At 63.8% G+C, this 18,783-nt stretch carries 21 protein-coding genes; 12 read left to right on the top strand and 9 right to left on the bottom strand.

Going from position 1 to position 18,783, the window contains the following annotated elements; genetic code table 11:
• Positions 1-52: 52 nt before the first annotated feature.
• From ACFT1A_RS07320 to mrf, 4 genes are read right to left on the bottom strand one after another with little or no spacing between them, the layout of a single operon-like run.
• Positions 53-664, bottom strand: coding sequence for a trimeric intracellular cation channel family protein (locus ACFT1A_RS07320; RefSeq protein ID WP_003946409.1), 612 nt, complete (start codon positions 662-664; stop codon positions 53-55).
• 18 nt (positions 665-682) lie between these two features.
• Positions 683-856: a 50S ribosomal protein L32 gene (gene rpmF / locus ACFT1A_RS07315; RefSeq protein ID WP_007727540.1), complete on the bottom strand. Its 174-nt coding sequence runs from the start codon at positions 854-856 to the stop codon at positions 683-685.
• Complete coding sequence (locus ACFT1A_RS07310) at positions 856-1,110, bottom strand: type B 50S ribosomal protein L31 (protein ID WP_378446426.1); 255 nt, start codon at positions 1,108-1,110, stop codon at positions 856-858. The genes rpmF and ACFT1A_RS07310 overlap by 1 nt, the downstream gene beginning before the upstream one ends.
• Complete coding sequence (gene mrf, locus ACFT1A_RS07305) at positions 1,107-2,360, bottom strand: ribosome hibernation factor-recruiting GTPase MRF (protein WP_378446425.1); 1,254 nt, start codon at positions 2,358-2,360, stop codon at positions 1,107-1,109. The genes ACFT1A_RS07310 and mrf overlap by 4 nt, the downstream gene beginning before the upstream one ends.
• Positions 2,361-2,464: 104 nt before the next feature.
• Here mrf and rpmB point away from each other — a divergent pair, with 104 nt between their 5' ends.
• From rpmB to ACFT1A_RS07270, 7 genes are all read left to right on the top strand, one after another.
• The gene (gene rpmB, locus ACFT1A_RS07300) at positions 2,465-2,701 is read left to right on the top strand and encodes a 50S ribosomal protein L28 (protein ID WP_020908631.1); all 237 of its coding nucleotides are present in this window, start codon (positions 2,465-2,467) and stop codon (positions 2,699-2,701) included.
• Positions 2,702-2,705: 4 nt separating this feature from the next.
• On the top strand, positions 2,706-2,870 hold the full coding sequence (rpmG, locus tag ACFT1A_RS07295) for a 50S ribosomal protein L33 (protein ID WP_003946358.1): 165 nt from the start codon (positions 2,706-2,708) through the stop codon (positions 2,868-2,870).
• 2 nt (positions 2,871-2,872) lie between these two features.
• On the top strand, positions 2,873-3,178 hold the full coding sequence (rpsN, locus tag ACFT1A_RS07290) for a 30S ribosomal protein S14 (RefSeq protein ID WP_019744735.1): 306 nt from the start codon (positions 2,873-2,875) through the stop codon (positions 3,176-3,178).
• Between the two features lie 9 nt (positions 3,179-3,187).
• Positions 3,188-3,445: a 30S ribosomal protein S18 gene (rpsR, locus tag ACFT1A_RS07285; protein ID WP_003946414.1), complete on the top strand. Its 258-nt coding sequence runs from the start codon at positions 3,188-3,190 to the stop codon at positions 3,443-3,445.
• Positions 3,446-3,557: 112 nt separating this feature from the next.
• Entirely contained in the window at positions 3,558-4,496 is a 939-nt protein-coding gene (locus tag ACFT1A_RS07280) for an AEC family transporter (protein WP_378446424.1), read from the top strand.
• Between the two features lie 19 nt (positions 4,497-4,515).
• A complete protein-coding gene (locus tag ACFT1A_RS07275) occupies positions 4,516-4,980 on the top strand; it encodes a hypothetical protein (protein WP_378446423.1) in 465 nt (154 codons plus the stop codon).
• 155 nt (positions 4,981-5,135) lie between these two features.
• Entirely contained in the window at positions 5,136-6,497 is a 1,362-nt protein-coding gene (locus ACFT1A_RS07270; protein ID WP_378446422.1) for a flavin monoamine oxidase family protein, read from the top strand.
• A 36-nt stretch (positions 6,498-6,533) separates the two neighbouring features.
• Here the strand turns inward: ACFT1A_RS07270 and ACFT1A_RS07265 are convergent, their stop codons facing one another.
• Complete coding sequence (locus ACFT1A_RS07265; RefSeq protein WP_378446421.1) at positions 6,534-8,051, bottom strand: PucR family transcriptional regulator; 1,518 nt, start codon at positions 8,049-8,051, stop codon at positions 6,534-6,536.
• 169 nt (positions 8,052-8,220) lie between these two features.
• Between ACFT1A_RS07265 and ACFT1A_RS07260 the strand changes: the two genes are divergently transcribed.
• From ACFT1A_RS07260 to ACFT1A_RS07250, 3 genes are all read left to right on the top strand, one after another.
• Positions 8,221-9,651 carry a gamma-aminobutyraldehyde dehydrogenase gene (locus ACFT1A_RS07260; RefSeq protein ID WP_378446420.1) on the top strand — a complete coding sequence of 477 codons (1,431 nt, stop codon included), beginning with the start codon at positions 8,221-8,223 and terminating at the stop codon, positions 9,649-9,651.
• Between the two features lie 90 nt (positions 9,652-9,741).
• Positions 9,742-10,641 carry a universal stress protein gene (locus tag ACFT1A_RS07255; protein WP_007727555.1) on the top strand — a complete coding sequence of 300 codons (900 nt, stop codon included), beginning with the start codon at positions 9,742-9,744 and terminating at the stop codon, positions 10,639-10,641.
• Positions 10,638-12,164, top strand: a complete 1,527-nt coding sequence (locus ACFT1A_RS07250) for an APC family permease (RefSeq protein WP_283302079.1) — start codon at positions 10,638-10,640, stop codon at positions 12,162-12,164. The genes ACFT1A_RS07255 and ACFT1A_RS07250 overlap by 4 nt, the downstream gene beginning before the upstream one ends.
• Here the strand turns inward: ACFT1A_RS07250 and ACFT1A_RS07245 are convergent.
• Complete coding sequence (locus ACFT1A_RS07245; protein ID WP_378446419.1) at positions 12,161-12,778, bottom strand: TetR/AcrR family transcriptional regulator C-terminal domain-containing protein; 618 nt, start codon at positions 12,776-12,778, stop codon at positions 12,161-12,163. The genes ACFT1A_RS07250 and ACFT1A_RS07245 overlap by 4 nt on opposite strands.
• Positions 12,779-12,941: 163 nt before the next feature.
• Between ACFT1A_RS07245 and ACFT1A_RS07240 the strand changes: the two genes are divergently transcribed.
• Both ACFT1A_RS07240 and ACFT1A_RS07235 read left to right on the top strand, forming a co-directional pair.
• Positions 12,942-13,889, top strand: a complete 948-nt coding sequence (locus tag ACFT1A_RS07240) for a nitrilase-related carbon-nitrogen hydrolase (RefSeq protein WP_378446418.1) — start codon at positions 12,942-12,944, stop codon at positions 13,887-13,889.
• Positions 13,886-14,911 carry an agmatine/peptidylarginine deiminase gene (locus tag ACFT1A_RS07235; protein WP_378446417.1) on the top strand — a complete coding sequence of 342 codons (1,026 nt, stop codon included), beginning with the start codon at positions 13,886-13,888 and terminating at the stop codon, positions 14,909-14,911. The genes ACFT1A_RS07240 and ACFT1A_RS07235 overlap by 4 nt, the downstream gene beginning before the upstream one ends.
• Here the strand turns inward: ACFT1A_RS07235 and ACFT1A_RS07230 are convergent.
• Genes ACFT1A_RS07230 through ACFT1A_RS07220 form a run of 3 tightly spaced genes read right to left on the bottom strand, consistent with a single transcriptional unit; the run spans position 14,908 to position 18,702 of the window.
• Positions 14,908-16,845: a VWA domain-containing protein gene (locus tag ACFT1A_RS07230; protein ID WP_378446416.1), complete on the bottom strand. Its 1,938-nt coding sequence runs from the start codon at positions 16,843-16,845 to the stop codon at positions 14,908-14,910. The genes ACFT1A_RS07235 and ACFT1A_RS07230 overlap by 4 nt on opposite strands.
• Positions 16,846-16,854: 9 nt before the next feature.
• The gene (locus ACFT1A_RS07225) at positions 16,855-18,231 is read right to left on the bottom strand and encodes an ATP-binding protein (protein WP_378446415.1); all 1,377 of its coding nucleotides are present in this window, start codon (positions 18,229-18,231) and stop codon (positions 16,855-16,857) included.
• 54 nt (positions 18,232-18,285) lie between these two features.
• Positions 18,286-18,702, bottom strand: a complete 417-nt coding sequence (locus tag ACFT1A_RS07220; RefSeq protein ID WP_378446414.1) for a VOC family protein — start codon at positions 18,700-18,702, stop codon at positions 18,286-18,288.
• Positions 18,703-18,783: the final 81 nt, after the last annotated feature.

Genomic DNA, 18,783 nt, shown 5'->3' with positions numbered 1-18,783 from the left:
AGTGCTGAGATGCGGCTGAGAGGGTCCGATTCCGGGCTCCGGCGTGTCGCGATCAGTCCCGGGTTCGACGGGGTCCCGGCAGGCTCCAATGACGCCACAACGCAAGCAGTCTGAACACTGCGGCGAATGCGGTGCCGCACACCAGCGCGGCGTTGGTGGACAGTCCGGCTTGCGAGACTGTGACCACCAACGCAGCGCCGAGCAGTGCGGGAACCGCGTACAGGTCCTTGTGCAGGAGCAGCGGCACCTCGTTGACGAGGACGTCGCGGATCACTCCGCCGCCAATTGCAGCGGTCGCACCGATCAACGTCGCCGCCAGCGAACTGGCGTTGTTGTCCAGCGCGATGACGGCGCCGGTGCTCGCGAACAGGCCCATTCCCAGTGCGTCGAGCGCCAGGATTTCACGACGCAGTCGATTCAGCGGCTCGTGAAGGTAGAACACGGCGAGTGAGGTGGCGGCGGCCGTTCCGAAGTACGGCCAACTGCTCAGCGAGCTGGGCGGATGGACGCCGAGGAGAACGTCGCGGACGATACCGCCGCCGATACCGGTGAACACACCCACCGAGCACACCCCGAAGATGTCGAGTCGCTTGGTGACGCCCACCAGGGCACCCGAGGCCGCGAACGCCACGATGCCCACCAGTTCGAGGATCCTCAGCAGCACCGGCCAAGGATCGCACGGTCAGATGCGGCTCGGGTCGATCACCCCGAGTCGAACCGCTTTGACCAGTCGCCGGGGAACCCGGTGGGTCTGGCCGAAGGCCGTGACCTCGACCAGATCGGGCGCCGTCGCCTTCCACTGGGCACGCCGACTGCGCGTGTTGGAGCGGGACATCTTCCGCTTCGGAACGGCCATCAGAGCGCCTTGCGCTTTCCGTAGCGACGCTCGAACTTCTCGACGCGTCCTGCGGTGTCCATCACGCGTTGCGCTCCGGTCCAGAACGGTTGCGAGTCGCTCGTGACATCGACGACCAGCAGCGGGTACGTGCCGCCGTCTTCCCATTCGACGGTGCGGTCACTCGTCACGGTCGATCGGGTCAGGAAGCTCTTGCCGGTGCTGGCGTCCTGGAACACCACCGGGTGGTAGTCGGGGTGCATCTGCTTCTTCATTCGTTTCCCTCTCGCGTTGATTCGGTTTCGGCATAAGGTGATTCGGATTCGTCACACGGGTCTTCGTGGAACTCACCGAACGGGTCTTCCCAGGTGGCCCACGACGTTTCGTCTGCCAATTCGTCGTCGGTGACCAAGGCGTGCTGCAGTGTTCGGTCGATCTCGAGCGGGTTGGCACCGCAGGTCAGAACGACCATCGAGGTGTCGCGATCACCGAAACGCTCGTCCCATTTCAGAGCGGCGAGGGCACGGCGCTCGGCCGGAACGCGCTCTCGTTGCTCCGGCGTCATCGCGGCCAGCCAGGTGTCTGCGCTCGCAACTCGCAAGCCACCGCCGGCCGATTCGAGCCAGAGCGCTTCACCCGGTTGCGTCGCCACCCAGACGCGCCCCCGGGAGTACACGACGCCTTCGAGCAGGACGTCGATCGCCTCGTGCAGACGCCCGGGGTGGAACGGCCGGTTCGCGGTGAACTCGACCAGCATCACTCCGCCGTCGTCGTCGAGCGGCGGCTGGCGACGCAGCAACGGTGAATGTGCGTCGGCCAGTTCACCGCGGCGCGCATCCGTCGGCACCTCGAGGAGCAGTGCCTCGATGTCGTCTCCCTCATCGAAGACGGGTACCCGCGGAGCGATGCGCGCGAGAACCGCGTTCAGGCGGGACCGCTGCCAGCCGTCGAGTCCGTCGGACCCGCGCAGGACGAGCGCGTCGGCGAAGTCGACCTGCCCGACGACGACCTGAGCCAGGGTGCGGTCGTCGTCGAGAGCTTCGTCGCCCGTCGCGTCGGCGAGCCAGGTCTGCGCGTCGATGCACGTCACGACGGCGTCGACGCGGACGTCGCGCTGTGCCGGTCCGTCGAGTTGGCCGACGACGCCGGTCACGACGACGTGCTCGATCGCCCAGCACAGCGCTTCGGGTTCGAGTTGGCGGTCCAGCAGCAAGACGATCCGCTGGACCGAACTGTGCGAGTGAAGCCGGCGCAGCAGCGGCAGCAGGTCTTCCCGCAGGGTGCAGGAGACGCAGCCGTGGGCGAGCTCGAGGATCGTCTCGTGCTCGGACACAGTGCTGGCAGACCCGGCACTCCCGGTCATCGAGGTGACCGTCCGCCGGACGACTCCTTCACGGACGTGACTCAGGTCGTGATGGACCAGAACAGTTCCGGTTCGCAGCAACGCTCGTGCGGTGTGTGGGGTGGATTCGCTCATGCCGGCGACCAGGACCAGCGGAGTCCTGCCGTCCAGGATCGTGTTCACAGCGGACCTTTCTGGGAATGATTGTCATTACCGAGGTTGAACGCTACATTGATCTCACCGCATTGTCGAAAACGATTGTCATCTGCAAGTTGAAAGGAACACCCATGTCGGCTCACTGCCAAGTGACCGGACGTGTGCCGGGGTTCGGAAAATCCGTCTCGCACTCCCACAAGCGTTCGAATCGTCGCTGGAACCCGAACATCCAGCGCAAGACCTACGTGCTGCCCAGCGAGGGCCGCCGCATCACGCTCACGCTCTCGACCAAGGGGATCAAGACGATCGACCGCGACGGCATCGAATCCGTCGTCGCCCGGATCCGCGCCCGCGGCGAGAAGGTCTGAGCAGATGGCGCGCAACGAGATCCGCCCGATCGTGAAACTCAAGTCCACCGCGGGCACCGGGTACACGTACGTGACCCGCAAGAACCGTCGCAACGACCCCGATCGACTCGTGCTGAAGAAGTACGACCCGGTGCTGCGAAAGCACGTCGATTTCCGAGAAGAGAAGTAGGCATGGCCAAGAAGTCGAAGATCGCCAAGAACAACCAGCGACGGGTCATCGTCGAGCGGTACGCGGAGCAGCGATCCGCTCTCAAGGAGGCGATCCGCTCCCCGAAAAGCTCGCCCGAGGAGCGCGCGAAGGCCCAAGCGACCCTGCAACGTCTACCACGCGACGCCAGTCCGGTACGATTGCGCAATCGAGACGCTGCGGATGGACGTCCGCGCGGCCACCTGCGGAAGTTCGGGCTCTCCCGGATTCGCGTGCGAGAAATGGCGCACCGTGGGGAACTGCCTGGCGTACACAAGTCGAGCTGGTAAGGAAGTCGGATGGCAGTCAAGCGTTCACCGTCGAAGAAGCCACGCCCCGTAGAGGGTCGTAAGCCCAAGAAGAACCCGTTGTTCGCAGCGAAGATCACGCATGTCGATTACAAGGACATCAACTTGCTTCGCACGTTCATCTCGGACCGCGGCAAGATCCGCAGCCGTCGCGTCACGGGCCTGACCCCGCAGCAGCAGCGTCAGGTCGCCGTTGCAGTGAAGAACGCACGCGAAATGGCGTTGCTCCCCTTCACCGCCGCACGGTAGTCACACGTAGAAGTACCGAAGAGGCCGCGCAGTCACTCGACTGCGCGGCCTTTTTGTTGCCCGGACTAAGATTTCTCGAAGTCGTTCATTCCAGTCGAGAGGTGCCCGCAGCGTGTCGGGAGTTGTTGCGGGTTTCACCGTAATTTTTGTTGTCATCGCGGTCGGGTATCTCCTCGGCCGACTCGGCACCCTCGGTAGCCAAGGACAGTTCGTTCTCGGTCGACTCGTCTTCTTCGTCGCGACGCCCGCCTTGCTGTTCACCACGCTCGCGTCGTCCGATCTGTCGGTGATCTTCTCGCCGACGCTCGCGGTTGCGTCGGCCACGGCCTTTGTAGTCGGCGCTCTGTACGTTCTCGTTGCGAAGATCTGGCTCAATCGGCCGCTGCCCGAACTGACTATCGGCGCACTGTCCGCGTCATACGTGAATTCGGCAAACCTCGGAATCCCGATCGCGGTATTCGTACTCGGTGATGCCACGTTCGTTGCCCCGCTCCTGCTGTTCCAGATCGTCGTCTACTCCCCGATCGCTTTGACGATCCTCGATCTGACGGCGCTTCGCGGCGAGAATGCCGAGAAGCTCTCGTTGATCGACACCGTCACCGCCCCGTTCAAGAACCCGATCGTGCTCGCGGGTGCAGCGGGATTGATCGTCGCGTTGGTCGGTTGGTCACCGCCCCGGCCGCTGATGCAGCCTTTCGAATTGATCGGCGCCACGTCGGTCCCCGGAGCGCTGTTGGCATTCGGGCTCTCGCTGTACGGCGTGCGGGTGCTGGAGAAGGGCTCGAGTCCGCGCCGCGACGTCGCGCTGGCGTCGACGCTCAAAATCGTCGTCCAACCTGTGTTGGCCTACCTGATGGCGCATTTCCTCCTCGGCATCGACGGCCATCAGTTGTTCGCCATCGTGGTCGTCTCGACCTTGCCGACTGCGCAGAACGTCTTCATCTACGCAAGCCGCTACCGGCGCGGAATGGTCCTCGCCCGAGACAGCGCCTTTGTCACCACTTTGGCGTCGATTCCGGCAATTGCGCTGGTCACGGCACTACTCGCTTGAGCAGGGTTACGGTGGATCCATGCGTGTACTAACCCTCGCCGTTCTGGCCTGCCTTGCTTTGGCCGGATGCTCCGTCGGGGCCCAGACAACCGGGCCGGTTGCCGCACCGAATCCGATGGCGGCCAACGAAGCGAGTCCCGCCGACTGGTCGCTCGGAACGCCCGTTCCCGACGAGGTCGACGACAGCGAGATGGGCACGGAGTTCGACAGTCGCACCGACATCGTGGGTGCAACGGCCACGATGTTCGAATCGTGGTCCGAGGTCGACGATCACACGGTGGCCGTCCACTTCGTGACGGGCACTCCGGAGTGCTACGGCGCGTACGCAGCCGTCGAAGAGACTGATACGACGGTGATCGTCACTCTGCGAACCGGGGCACTGCCCGAGGCCGCGGACAAGATGTGCATTTTGGTTGCCGTGTTCGGCAGCTTGGACGTCCCGCTGAGCCGACCGCTCGGCGATCGTCACGTCATCAACGGCTAGCCGCGCGCCTAAACGGCACAAGTTCGACGATCGAACACTCCGTTTCGTCAGGTGTGGCGTGCGTCTCCTCAGGACAGACTGAAAACCGACAACCGTTCACTCGCTCGTCGGCAGCTTTTCGACTCGAGCGGTGCTCAACATGAAGGAGCTCGCAAGTGCCTACTCTCCAGAGAGACGTTGCAATTGTCGGCGCCGGCCCCTCTGGCCTGGCAGCGGCAACCGCGCTGCGCAAGGCCGGCTTGTCCGTCGCCGTGATCGAAGCACGCGATCGTGTCGGCGGCCGCACGTGGACCGACACCATCGACGGCGCAGTCCTGGAAATCGGCGGCCAGTGGGTCTCCCCGGACCAGACCGCGCTGATCTCCTTGCTCGACGAGCTCGGCCTCACGACGTTCGAGCGCTACCGAGAGGGCGAATCCGTCTACATCTCGTCAGCGGGTGAGCGGACGCAGTACACGGGTGATTCCTTCCCCACGAACGAGACCACGAAGAAGGAGATGGACCGTCTCATCGACGAGATGGACGATCTCGCAGCGCAGATCGGCGCGGAGGAGCCGTGGGCACACCCCCTCGCCCGCGATCTCGACACCGTCTCGTTCAAGCAGTGGCTGATCAACCAGTCCGACGACGCCGAGGCGCGCGACAACATCGGCCTCTTCATCGCCGGCGGCATGCTCACCAAGCCCGCCCACTCGTTCTCCGCTCTGCAGGCAGTACTGATGGCCGCCTCCGCTGGTTCGTTCTCCCACCTCGTCGACGAGGACTTCATCCTCGACAAGCGCGTTGTCGGCGGAATGCAGCAGGTATCCATCCGTATGGCAGAGGCGCTCGGTGACGACGTCTTCCTCAACGCGCCCGTGCGTACGGTGCAGTGGAACGAATCCGGCGCAACGGTGTTGGCGGACGGCGATGTTCGTGTCGAGGCAAGCCGGGTCATCCTGGCTGTACCGCCCAACCTCTACTCCCGGATCTCCTACGATCCCCCGCTGCCGCGCCGTCAGCACCAGATGCACCAGCACCAGTCCCTCGGCCTCGTCATCAAGGTGCACGCCGTGTACGAGACGCCTTTCTGGCGTGAAGACGGCCTGTCCGGCACCGGTTTCGGCGCGTCCGAGGTAGTGCAGGAGGTGTACGACAACACCAACCACGAGGACGATCGCGGCACCCTGGTCGCTTTCGTCTCCGACGAGAAGGCCGACGCCATGTTCGAGCTTTCCGCCGAGGAGCGTAAGGCTACGATTCTGGCCTCACTCGCCCGCTACCTGGGCCCGAAAGCGGAAGAGCCGGTTGTGTACTACGAATCCGACTGGGGCTCGGAGGAATGGACACGCGGTGCCTACGCGGCGAGCTTCGACCTCGGTGGCCTGCACCGCTACGGCGCGGATTCCCGCACGCCCGTCGGCCCGATTCACTTCTCGTGTTCCGACATCGCGGCTGAGGGGTATCAGCACGTCGACGGCGCCGTCCGGATGGGTCAGCGAACCGCCGCCGACATCATCGCCCGCAGCAAGGCCTGACGGCCGCTTTGCCAAGTCTCGATCATTGCCCGGCAGTCACGACTGCCGGGCAATGATCGAGAGCAGCAGTTCCGCACGAACTCTCGCAACTTCCAGCCGACAGTCGATCAGGCTCTCCACCTTCGCCATTCGGCTTCGCAGCGTGTGTCGGTGAACGCCCATCGTGATGGCTGCCGCCTCCCAATGCCCGTTGGCCTCGAGGAACGCCCGCAACGACGCCAGCAGTTCGGTGCCGTTGTCACGGTCGTAATCCTCGATCGGAGTGATCATCGTTTCCGCCAGTGTGTTGAGCACTTCACGGGTGGAATCGAAAGACAGCAGCACACTCCCGGTCAGCGCCGCGAATTCCAAAGGCTCACCGCCGATTTCCGCCGCAGACGCACACAGCTGGGACTGTTCGACTGCGACCGCCAGCGCCGCGACCACGCGTCGCGCGCTCAGGCCGACGCGAAGTGAGCGTAGATCCGACCTCGATACCCCGCTCAGTAGCTCTCGGGCGAACGCGACGTCGTCGGTTCCTCGCAGCAGCACCGTGACGCGAGTGTCGTTGATCCGCGAGAACAACTGCCGCCCTGCCTTGTTCATGAACTCGGCAATCTCGACTGCGACGCGTCCCGCGACGTCGGACGTGTCGGCAAGAACTGTCAGGCCACGGATCATTCCCTCGCCGTCGGCGGCTTGGCGGATCTGTTGCCACGCCGGCGCCGGGTCGCGGTCTTCGGTGAGCAGCAGTCCGAGGGCATGCGAATTCAACTGATCCTGAGTGGCGCGCAGGCGGGCGGGTTTCTCGAAGTCCAACGCCAGCAAAGAGTTCGCGTGACCGAGAAGTATCTGATCAACGTAGCTGAGGGCGGACGCACTGATGACCGCCAGATATCCGTACGGCGTACGCCCGACACTGATCTGCTGCACGGCGATGGACGCTCCGGAACGTGCAAGCGTCACGCTGCTGGACGCACCGCCCCCGAGAGTTGCTCGCAGTTCGCCGATCACGTCGTCGGTCGGCAGTTGAGGTGAGCTCTCGAGAACCCGTCCTGCGACGTCGAGCAGGAGCACCGTCGCCGAAGTCGCGATCGCCAGTTCACGCACGGTCGCAGCAGTCCCACCGGAAATGACTGCGCGCGTCATCCGCGGTTGCGCCCGTGACGCCCGAAGGACAGCTTCGTATTCCTGCTCTGCCAACCGGCTCATCACGCGTTTGACGACGGCGGCAAAGGGCGTCGGCAGTGGCACCTCGATCAGCGGCAGCCCGATCTCGTCGGCGACGGCCACCAGATCGGCCGGGACCTCGGGGTATGAGAGTCCGGTACCGAACCCCACCGCCGCCACACCCGCTGCGTCGAGCATCCGGAGATAACGGCCGCGCTTTTGCTGAGTGGACGGCAGTCGAATGCCGGTGGTGAGGATGAATTCGCCGCCGGTCAACCATCGGAACGGGTCGAGCAACTCCGTGGCGTGCGCAAATGTGATTTCGCGACCGACACCCTGCGCTCCACCTTTGAGTTCGAGCGCGAGGTCCGGCTGCGCCAACATCCACCGCACAGCGATCGTCATGCGCTGGACTGTACAACTCGGCGCGTTGGTGATCAAAGATTTCACCTTTTTGGCAGCTGTCTTTACCTGTGAGTCAGCGCACACTTGCTCACACACGCCCCACAAAGTGCGAGTTCCGTGCCGATCACCTCGGCCGGAACTCGTTCGACCTCGAGAGGAACCGGTACCGATGTCGATCGTCGTACTCGAGAACTACATCAACGGTGAATTCGTCGCCTCAGCCGCGACGGAAACGCTCGACCTGATCAACCCCGTGGACGAGAGTGTGGTCGGGCGTACGCCGGTCTCCACCAAGGAAGACGTCGACGCCGCCGTCGAAGCGGCGCAGCGCGCATTCGAGACCTGGGGCAAGACCACTCCGAGCGTGCGCCAGGCCGCACTCCTCAAGCTCGCCGACGCCATCGAAGCGCACAGCGACGAAATCGTCGCGGCCGAAAGCGCCAACACCGGCCAGGCCCACCAGATGATCGCCGACGAAGAGGTCAAGGTCGGAGCCGATCAGATGCGGTTCTTCGCCGGCGCCGCACGCCTTCTCGAGGGCAAGGCTGCCGGAGAGTACATGGAAGGTTTCACCTCGTACGTCCGCCGTGAGCCGATCGGCGTCGTCGGTCAGGTCACTCCCTGGAACTACCCGTTCATGATGGCGCTGTGGAAGATCGGGCCCGCGCTCGCAGCCGGCAACACGATCGTCCTCAAGCCCAGCGACACCACACCCGGCAGCACGTTGGTCCTGGCGAAGCTCTCGAAGGGCATCCTGCCGGACGGTGTGTTGAACGTCGTCCTCGGCAACGGCGGAACCGGCGCGACGTTGGTGGAGAACCCGGCCCTCGGTCTCGTCTCCATCACCGGTTCGGTACGGGCAGGCATCGCTGTCGCCGTGTCCGCGGCGCAGCAGCTCAAGCGTGCACACCTCGAATTGGGCGGCAAAGCCCCGGCGATCGTCTTCGGCGACGTCGACATCGAGAAGACTGCCACCGGCATCGCTGAGGCAGCATTCTTCAACGGCGGCCAGGATTGCACCGCGGCCACCCGCGTGATCGTTCACGAATCCATCCACGATCAGCTCGTCGAAGCTCTCGTGCGTAACGCCGAAAAGCTGCGACCCGGAGCGCCTTCCGATCCTGATGCCTTCTACGGCCCGCTCAACAACATCAACCACTTCAACGCCGTGAGCGACAAGATCGCGAACCTGCCGGCGTCGGCCAAGATCGTTACCGGCGGAAAGCGTTCGGGCGAAACCGGATTCTTCTTCGAGCCGACCGTCATCACCGGCGTCGCGCAATCAGACGACATCGTGCAGGAAGAGACTTTCGGTCCTATCCTCACAGTCCAGAGCTTCTCCGACGAGAAGGAGGCGATCACGCTTGCCAACGACGTTCGGTTCGGCCTGGCCTCGAGCATCTGGACCAAGGATCACGGTGTCACGCAACGTGTCTCCGCTGCTCTCGACTTCGGTGCGGTATGGATCAACTGCCACATCCCGCTCGTCGCCGAGATGCCGCACGGCGGCTTCAAGTACTCCGGTTACGGCAAGGATCTCTCGGCCTACGGAGTCGAGGACTACACCCGTCTCAAGCACGTCATGAGTTCGCACGACTGAGTCGCCGCCCCTCCTGCTGTGCGCCTTTATTAACCCCCCGCGGTTAATAAAGGCGCACAGCAGATTCCTCCAATCCGGAAAAGAGCCACCATGCGCCTTATCGTCGGATACCTCGCCACACCCAGCGGTAAAGACGGGCTGGTCCTCGGGGCCCAGCTCGCGCGCAGTCTCGGCGCGCAACTCGACATCTGCATGGTCCTCCCACCGGATCGGACACTGCCGGCCAAGGTTCCTTCGGAAGCCGGCTACGACGACATCCTCGCCGCACGTGCACACGATTGGCTCGCCGAAGCGAAAGCGTCGGTGCCCGAAGACATCCAGGTGGAAGTACACCTGAGCTTCCACGAGTCGTTTGCTCAGGGCCTGCTCGACGAGGTGGACCGACTGAACGCGCTGGCGATCGTGGTGGGCGCTTCCGGCGACGGTCTGCTCGGCCGTCACGCGATAGGTTCGGTCTCGACCGAACTGCTGCACTCCGCCCACGTCCCGGTAGCACTGGCCCCTCGCGGAACGCGGCACTCGGCGGCCACTGCAATACGAGAGGTCACCTGTGCACTCGGCACCCGCGTCGGCGCCGACATCGTCTTGAACACCGCCGTGCGCGCCAGCGAACTGATGCAGGTTCCGCTGCGACTGGTCTCTCTCGTGGCGCTCGACCCCCAGAACGATCTGCGCGATCATCGCGACACCGCTGAGTCGGCCAGGGAGCGTGCACGAAATCACGCTCAGGACACACTCGACGTCGCAAGAGCCGCGCTCCCCGCGGAGTTCCCCATCGAGGTCATCATCGCCGACGGGTCCACCGTGGAATCGGCAGTGCGTCAACTGGACTGGCAGGACGGCGATCTCGTGATGGTCGGTTCAAGTCGCCTCGCCCAGCCCCGCAAACTTTTCCTGGGTTCCACCGCCGCCAAGATGCTGCGCGTGTTGCCCGTTCCCATGGTCGTAGTGCCCAAGCACGAATTCACCCAGCCGGAGGCACTGTCATGACCAGCACCGAACTGAGTTCCAAAGGCCTCGCCACCGGCAAGATCGGCATGATCTCCGGCGCGGTGCTCGGAATCTCCTCCGTGGCACCGGGTTACACCCTGACGGCCAGCATCGGATTGATCGTCGCTGCGGTCGGTCTCAAGATGCCCGCCATCTTCATCGCCGGCTTCATCCCGATGTTCCTCACCGCGTACGCGTACCGCGAACTGAACTCCGACACTCCTGACTGCGGAGCGTCATTCACGTGGTCCACCAAGGCATTCGGACCGTACGTCGGCTGGATGTGCGGCTGGGGCATGGTGATCGCCACCATCATCGTGCTCTCGAACCTCGCGGCCATTGCCGTCGACTTCTTCTATCTGTTCATAGCGCGAGTGGTCGACAATCCCTCCATCGCCGATCTACCGGGCAACAAGTTCGTCAACGTCGGCACCACCCTGGTGTTCATCGCCTTGGCCACCTGGATTGCCAGTCGAGGAATCACCACCAGCGAGCGCGTGCAGTTCGCGCTCGTCGGTTTCCAGATGGTGCTGCTCGTCGTCTTCGCCGTCGTTGCACTGGTTCACGTCGGTGCCGGCGATGCCCCGGCCGGATTGTCCTTCGACCTGAGTTGGTTCAACCCGTTCAGCGGACTCGCGATCGGCGCATTTGTCATCGGACTCACCGGATCGATCTTCGCGTTCTGGGGCTGGGATACCTGTCTCACACTGGGCGAGGAGTCGAAGAACCCGAAAAAGACCCCGGGCCGTGCCGGTTTGCTCTGTGTCGCAACCATTCTCCTGACCTACCTGTTGGTCGCCGTGGCCGCGATGATGTACGCGGGCGTCGGCGAGGAAGGCCTCGGCCTCGGCAATCCCGACAACTCCGAGAACGTCTTCGGCGCCCTCGCCGACCCGGTCCTGGGCAACTGGGGCGGAATGCTCCTGTTCCTCGCCGTCTTCGTCTCCTCCGTCGCCAGCCTGCAGACCACGTTTCTGCCCGCCGCACGAACCATGCTCGCCATGGGCGCGTACGGAGCCTTCCCCAAGAAACTCGCCGAGGTCTCCCCTCGCTTCCTGGTGCCGTCGTACGCCACAGTCGTGGCCGGCGCGGTGACCGCAGTGTTCTACAGCGTTGTCACGTTCCTGTCCGAAAGTGCACTGCTCGACACGATCGCCGCACTCGGCATCATGATCTGCTGGTACTACGGCATCACGGCATTCGCGTGCGTGTGGTACTTCCGCAAGACAGTGTTCGACAGCGTGCGAAACTTCGTCTTCCGGCTCGCGTTCCCGCTCATCGGTGGTCTCATGCTGTTTGCGGTGTTCGTCATATCGGTCCAGGAGAGTATGAATCCGGACAACGCCAGTGGAGCATCCATCGGCGGTATCGGCCTGGTCTTCTTCCTCGGCTTCGGAATCCTCATCCTCGGCGCGGTCCTGATGATGGTCATGCGAGTGCGCAATCCCGAGTTCTTCGAGGGCAAGACCCTCAACCGCGACACGGAAGCTTTGCGCGACGAGAACGACCTCAGCGTGTCCTAGGAGACAGCGGTTTCGGGAGCCTGCGCGATCAGGCCCGCCATCAACACCCGCAAGCCGAATTCGAAGGCGGCGTCGGCACGTTCGGGATTCTTCCCGGACGTTGCCAACGCCGCCTTCATCGCGTCGTTGGCTTCGGGCCCCGACGCCCACTGGACGTCCGGCGCCGCCAGGTCCAAGGCCGAACCGAGAACAAAACTGTCGACGGTCGTGATCGCGTGCAGTGTTTCAGCCGGGTCGAAGCCACCATCGGCAAATGCCTGCGCCAATGCGTTGTACAGGGTGAAAGCCACACCGGCCTGCACTGTCTGCGCAGTGAAGAGCGGAATCAGACGAGGATGCGCGGCGTAGCTTCGCCGGTACTCGGCTGCCAGCGCCGCGACGGTCTCACTCCAGGTCCCCGAGGCCGACTGCACGTCGATTCCTGCCATCAGTTGAGCCCTCATCAGTTCGACGATCTCGGCTCGTCCGGAAACGTGGTTGTAGAGCGACGAGGGTCGAACCTTCAGCCTTGCGGCGAGTCCAGGCATCGTGAAGTCGCCGGACTCGTCCACCGACTCGATCGCTGCCTCGGTGATGATCTCCGGTGAGAGCAGTCGTTGCGGTGGCCGCGGCATGTGTCCTCCTGTGGTGGGCCGAACCGTTCTCTTTTCGAACGCTGGTACTGGCGCCGGAAAACAATTCCCCGAAAGGCCTTGATCAATCAGCGCTCACCCACCATACTTAACGAATCACATTCGTTTTACGTTGAACGTCGAATACCGAGCACCGAGGAAACCCATGCTGACGATCACCGCCCTCACTCCCCCCGAGTCCCTGGCCGCGACTTCACCCTCCACGTCTGCCCCATTGCGAGTAGGTCTCGTCCAACATCGCTGGCACGCAGACCAGAACGACCTCCGCGCCGAACTGAGTGAGGGCATCGCATCCGCAGCGAAACTGGGAGCGGCAGTGGTGTTCCTTCCGGAGTTGACGCTCAGCCGCTACCCCGCCTCCACCCCTGCCGGGGACAATCCCGGACGCGAAGCCGAAGACCTGCTCACCGGACCCACTCTCACCTTCGCTGCCAAGGCCGCCGCCGAGAACCAGGTCCTCGTTCATGCATCGCTGTACGAGCGCAGCGAAGCCGAGGACGGACTGGGATTCAACACCGCGATCCTCGTCTCCCCCGGAGGGGAGCTTCTCGCTCGTACCCGCAAGCTCCACATTCCGGTGACGGCCGGGTACTACGAGGACACGTACTTCCGGGGCGGTCCGTCCGAGGACGCATACCCCGTTCACGAGGCGCTCGGCGCCAAGTTTGGACTCCCGACGTGCTGGGACGAGTGGTTTCCCGAGGTCGCTCGTGCGTACTCCCTCGCCGGTGCACAGGTTCTGGTGTATCCGACGGCGATCGGTTCGGAGCCTGATCACCCGAACTTCGACACCCAGCCACTGTGGCAGCAGGTGATCGTCGGAAACGGGATCGCGAACGGCACGTTCATGGTTGTCCCCAATCGCCACGGCAGTGAAGGCCTCATCACCTTCTATGGTTCTTCCTTCATCTCGGACCCGTACGGACGCATCCTCGTTCAGGCTCCCCGCGACGAATCCGCCGTGCTGGTCGCCGATCTCGACCTGCAGCACCGTGAAGACTGGCTGGCACTGTTCCCATTCCTGGCAACGCGTCGTCCGGACACCTACTCGACTCTGACCGCACCGGTGAACACTGCGGGAGCCAAGCGATGACCTGGCGCATGCCCGCGGAAAGCGAACCGCACGAACGTACCTGGATGGCGTACCCCAGCGCCGGATACTCCCTCGGGGACACCGCGGAAGAACAACACGAAGCTCGCTCGACGTGGGCTGCAGTTGCACACGCCGTCGCCGAATTCGAGCCGGTCACCGTCGTCGTCGATCCCGCCGAGGTCGAAGAAGCGCGAAAGTACCTGTCCGAGAAGGTAGACATCGTCGAGGCGCCTCTCGACGACGCATGGATGCGCGACATCGGGCCGACGTTCGTTCTATCCGACGAGGGCCGCCTCGGCGGAGTCGACTGGGTGTTCAACGGGTGGGGCGCACAGGATTGGGCGCAGTGGGACAAGGACTCGAAGATCGGCAGGTTTGTCGTCGAGCAGTCCGGGGCCCAGTTGGTCGACTCACCAATCGTCAACGAGGGCGGCGGAATTCAGGTCGACGGCCTCGGCACTGTACTGGTCACCGAAACCGTCCAACTCGATCCGGGACGAAACCCCGAACTGACGAAGGCGGAGATCGAAGCCGAACTCGCCCGCACCATCGGAGCCAAGCACGTTATCTGGCTTCCCCGCGGATTGACCCGCGATCAGGAGACCTACGGAACCCGCGGACACGTCGACATCGTCGCGGCAATCTCTTCCCCCGGAGTGGTACTCGTCCACGACCAACGCAATCCGGTGCACCCCGACTACGCCGTCAGCAAGACAATCATCGAGTTGTTCGAACGCTCGACCGACGTCGGCGGCCGGCCGTGGAAGGTCATCCGGGTACCTGCGCCCGAGATCCTGCGCGACGACGAGGGATTCGTCGACTACAGCTACATCAACCATCTCGTGGTGAATCGCGGAGTGATCGCCTGCAGCTTCGGCGATCCTGCCGATGCCGAAGCGGCCCGGATCCTGTCAGCCGCTTACCCCGGGCGCACCGTCGTCACCGTCGACGCGAGGCCGCTGTTCGAACGTGGCGGCGGCATCCACTGCATCACCCAGCATCAGCCCGCTGAACAGAACTAGCGGCGACCTCGCATGTAGTCACTCACGACGGCAGCGCCGAGGCCGTCCAGGTCCGGCGCGATGACGCGCCCACCCACGCGGTGCGCCATCCGGTCGACCACCTTGGCCAGGCCTGGATCGTCACCGAGCCGGAAGAACGTGACCTTGGCGCCCAGCCTGGCCACCGCGTCGAGTGCTCGAACCGTCAAACCGAGGGTTCGCGCACTCGGCGGGTAGTCGAACCTGGCTTCTCCGTCCGCTTCGAGGTGAGCCGTCGGCTCACCGTCGGTGACGATCAGTACCACCGGCTGTGCGTTGGAGTGGCGTCGAAGATGCCTGGCCGCCAACAAGAGTGCATGATGCAGGTTGGTTCCCTGGTCCCACGCGCCGTCCAAACCGGCGAGCTCAGACGGAGTCAGTACGTGCGCGTGGCGTCCGAAGGCGATCAACTGCAGCTCGTCGCTACGAAATCGCGTACTCACCAGGTGATTGAGCGCCAGAGCGGTTCGCTTCATCGGAACCCAGCGATCCTCCATGACCATCGAGAACGACGTGTCCACCAATAGAGCCACGGCAGCCTGACTACGCTGTTCGGTTTCGGCCACCTCGACATCGACGACGCTCAGCCGCACCGGCATTCGGCCCGGGTCACGCAGGACGGCGTTGGTGATCGTTCTCGTGACGTCCCACGGTTCGGTGTCCCCGAATTCCCATTCGCGGGAAGCTCCGGTCGGTTCACCCATCGCACCGGCCCGACGAGTATCGCGTTGACCGGTTCGTGACGACAGTTGCCCGGCGACGTCGCGCAGAGCAGTCTGCCCGAGCTGCCGCATGGCCTTGGGCGACAGGCGCCATTGACCGTCCGGTGCGCGATCGAAGAAACCCTGTTCCTGCAAAGCCTTTTCGAGATCGGCCAGAGTGCGGGCGTCAGCGGCGGCTTCGTCGCCGAGTTGCCGCGCGAGCAGTTCGGGGTCGATGTCGTCGAGCGCTGCGCCTGCGTACTGCTGCGACAGTTGGTCCGCCAACGATTCCAGCTCGGCAATGTCCTGCAGCGCGCCGGTTCCCTCACCCAAACCCATTCCGTTGTCGCCACGGAACTGTTGCGAGCCTTCCCAGTCCTCACCCGGTCGAGCTGCCTGAAGGTACTGGTCGAGTTGCCCCAGTTCACTCATCAGGCTCGGATCACCGAAAGCCTGCTGTGCCAACGCATCCAACTCGTCGCGCTGCTCCTGCGAGAGCGAGTTCCGTAATCGTTGTGCGGCCGCGGCGCGCTGCGCCAACGAATCCAGAAGTTCCTCGACGTTGCGGGGGTTGTCCGGGAAGTACTGCCCGTGCTTGTCCATGAACTCTGCAAACTGCTCCGGAGTGTCGACGCCCCGAGAGTGCGCGTCCAGCAGTTGATTCAGATCTGCCAGCATCTGACGAATCTGCTCGCGATCCTCGTCGGTGGCACCCTCGAGCGCCTGCTTCATGCCTGAGAATCGCTGATCGAGGACCTCGCGTCCGAGCAGATCACGGATCTTCTCGTAATCCGCGCGAGCCTGTTCGCTGCGCCAGTTGTAATCGGCCAGATCTTGCACGGCCTGAGCTGTCGACGGTGGCAACTCCTCGATCCGCATTTCGTTGAACCGTGCGTCGTCGTCGAGAGCACGTGCCAGTTCCTTGCGCTCTTCGAGCACCGCCTTGTCGAGAAGCCTACGAACCTCGTCGAGAGTTCCGTCGAGGTTGTTGCGACGCAGCAACTCACGTCGACGCCGGTTCGCCTGGGCGGCAAGGTCGTCGAGCCCGCGCATGTCACGATTACCTCGCCGCAGCAGCTCCCGCAGGGCATGGCGCGGCGACGTGCCGGACAGGACGTCGTCGCCGATTGCTGCCAAGGCATCGCGCAGATCTACCGGAGGCGCCAGCGGATCGGGACCGCCGTCGTACGGCCCGTACCGCGGATTGTGAATCATCACTGCCCCTTACGAATACACCGAGCGGCCGCCCGGGCCTTGATCTTTGGAGATCCGGCGCGCGAGGTAAAGCCCTTCGAGGGCAAGTTCGGCACCGGCGGCACGCTCACCGTCGGATTGCGCGCCGAGACGTTCGGCTACTTCGTCCAGTACTTCGAGGTCCGGAAGTTCGTCGAGAAATGCCTTGGCCGTGACAGATTCACCGGTGACGATCGTATTGCCCATCTCCACAGCAGCAACCAGCATTCCCAGGTCGATTCCGCCGAGACGCACCCGAACGGTATCGGCCGTCGCGCGACGCAACAGGTGCTCGAGCACCTCCAGTTCGCGGCCCTCTTCGCCGGATTCGAACTCCACCTTGCCGCGAAGAACCTCGACCACGGACTCGAGATCGACCGGCCGTGCAACAGGATCAGCTTCGCCTAGCACCGCCGCGCGTCGTACCGCAGCCGCACTGACGGTTTCTGCGCCGGCGACGGCAAATCGTGCCGACACACCAGATCGCTGGTCCACCGAGGTGGATTCACGAAGCAGGCGTGTGAATCTGGCAAGAATTTCGAGGAGATAGTCGGGCACCTCGGCGGCCAGATGCGCTTCCTGCTCGATCACCGCGATCTCGCCCTCCAGTTCGACCGGATAGTGAGTGCGGATCTCGGCGCCGAAGCGGTCCTTGAGCGGTGTGATGATGCGTCCACGGTTGGTGTAGTCCTCGGGGTTCGCGCTCGCGACCAGCAGGACGTCCAACGGAAGCCGAAGTGTGTATCCGCGGACCTGGATGTCTCGCTCCTCCATCACGTTGAGCAGCGAGACCTGGATGCGCTCGGCTAGGTCGGGAAGCTCGTTGATGGCCACGATTCCGCGATGCGCGCGAGGGACCAGACCGAAGTGAATGGTCTCCGGATCGCCGAGGCTCCGACCCTCGGCAACCTTGACGGGGTCGACGTCGCCGATCAGGTCGGCGACCGAGGTGTCCGGCGTTGCCAGTTTCTCGGAGTACCGCTCGCTGCGGTGGCGCCAGGCGATCGGGAGGTCGTCACCCAGTTCCTTGGCTCGACGTATCGAAGCCGGGGTGATCGGCTCGTACGGGTGCTCCCCCAGTTCCGAGCCTTCGATGACGGGCGTCCACTCGTCGAGCAGGAGCCCGAGAGTGCGAAGCAACCTCGTCTTTCCCTGACCTCTTTCGCCGAGCAGAACCACGTCGTGGCCGGCGATCAGCGCCCGCTCGAGTTGTGGAGCGACCGTGTCCTCGAACCCGACTATCCCGGGCCAGGGGTCACGGCCGTCCCGCAACGCGGCGAGAAGGTTCTCTCGTAGTTCTTCCTTGACACTTCGCTGTACGTGTCCGGAGGCGCGTAGCTCTCCGAGGGTTTTTGCGACAGTCACCACTCCACGCTACGAGTGTTTGCGGGGTTTCGCCTCTCGCCGAGGAAGTTCGGTCGCTCAGCCCTCGATGTTCTCGGGGTTCATCCAGACGATTTCCCAGATGTGGCCGTCGGGATCCTGGAAGCTGCGGCTGTACATGAAGCCGTGATCCTGCGTCGCGTTTCCTTCGGAACCGCCGCTCGCGAGCGCCTTGTCGACGATGGTGTCGACGGCCTCACGGGTCTCGGCCGAGAGTCCGAGCAGCGCCTCCGTCGACGTCGAGGTGTCGGCGATGCCCTTGGTGGTGAAGGTCTTGAAGAAGGGCTCGGCCAACAGCATCACGACGATGGTGTCACTGATGACCATCGACGACGCGTTCTCGTCGGAGAACTGCGTGTTCTTGGAGTATCCGAGGGCCTCGTAGAAGGTGGTGGCCTTGCCCAGGTCCCTGACGGGCAGGTTGAGGAAGAACATCGGCTGCGGGTTTGTCGCCATGGAAGGTCCTTTCCGAGTGCTTGCTGTGCGCCTTTATTAACCGCCGGCGGTTAATAAAGGCGCACAGTAGACCTAAACTCC

Source organism: Rhodococcus sp. NPDC057135, assembly GCF_042670865.1.
GTDB lineage: Bacteria > Actinomycetota > Actinomycetes > Mycobacteriales > Mycobacteriaceae > Rhodococcus_F.
Note: the sequence above shows the minus strand (reverse complement) of the source record. Positions and strands in the feature narration are given on the sequence as shown.

Excerpts from the sequence above, each read along its gene's own strand:
- rpmF (WP_007727540.1), bottom strand. The coding sequence starts at position 856 with ATGGCCGTTCCGAAGCGGAAGATGTCCCGCTCCAACACGCGCAGTCGG.
- ACFT1A_RS07310 (WP_378446426.1), bottom strand. The coding sequence starts at position 1,110 with ATGAAGAAGCAGATGCACCCCGACTACCACCCGGTGGTGTTCCAGGAC.
- rpmB (WP_020908631.1), top strand. The coding sequence starts at position 2,465 with ATGTCGGCTCACTGCCAAGTGACCGGACGTGTGCCGGGGTTCGGAAAA.
- rpmG (WP_003946358.1), top strand. The coding sequence starts at position 2,706 with ATGGCGCGCAACGAGATCCGCCCGATCGTGAAACTCAAGTCCACCGCG.
- rpsN (WP_019744735.1), top strand. The coding sequence starts at position 2,873 with ATGGCCAAGAAGTCGAAGATCGCCAAGAACAACCAGCGACGGGTCATC.
- rpsR (WP_003946414.1), top strand. The coding sequence starts at position 3,188 with ATGGCAGTCAAGCGTTCACCGTCGAAGAAGCCACGCCCCGTAGAGGGT.
- ACFT1A_RS07275 (WP_378446423.1), top strand. The coding sequence starts at position 4,516 with ATGCGTGTACTAACCCTCGCCGTTCTGGCCTGCCTTGCTTTGGCCGGA.
- ACFT1A_RS07265 (WP_378446421.1), bottom strand. The coding sequence starts at position 8,051 with ATGACGATCGCTGTGCGGTGGATGTTGGCGCAGCCGGACCTCGCGCTC.
- ACFT1A_RS07260 (WP_378446420.1), top strand. The coding sequence starts at position 8,221 with ATGTCGATCGTCGTACTCGAGAACTACATCAACGGTGAATTCGTCGCC.
- ACFT1A_RS07255 (WP_007727555.1), top strand. The coding sequence starts at position 9,742 with ATGCGCCTTATCGTCGGATACCTCGCCACACCCAGCGGTAAAGACGGG.
- ACFT1A_RS07250 (WP_283302079.1), top strand. The coding sequence starts at position 10,638 with ATGACCAGCACCGAACTGAGTTCCAAAGGCCTCGCCACCGGCAAGATC.
- ACFT1A_RS07245 (WP_378446419.1), bottom strand. The coding sequence starts at position 12,778 with ATGCCGCGGCCACCGCAACGACTGCTCTCACCGGAGATCATCACCGAG.
- ACFT1A_RS07240 (WP_378446418.1), top strand. The coding sequence starts at position 12,942 with ATGCTGACGATCACCGCCCTCACTCCCCCCGAGTCCCTGGCCGCGACT.
- ACFT1A_RS07235 (WP_378446417.1), top strand. The coding sequence starts at position 13,886 with ATGACCTGGCGCATGCCCGCGGAAAGCGAACCGCACGAACGTACCTGG.
- ACFT1A_RS07230 (WP_378446416.1), bottom strand. The coding sequence starts at position 16,845 with ATGATTCACAATCCGCGGTACGGGCCGTACGACGGCGGTCCCGATCCG.
- ACFT1A_RS07220 (WP_378446414.1), bottom strand. The coding sequence starts at position 18,702 with ATGGCGACAAACCCGCAGCCGATGTTCTTCCTCAACCTGCCCGTCAGG.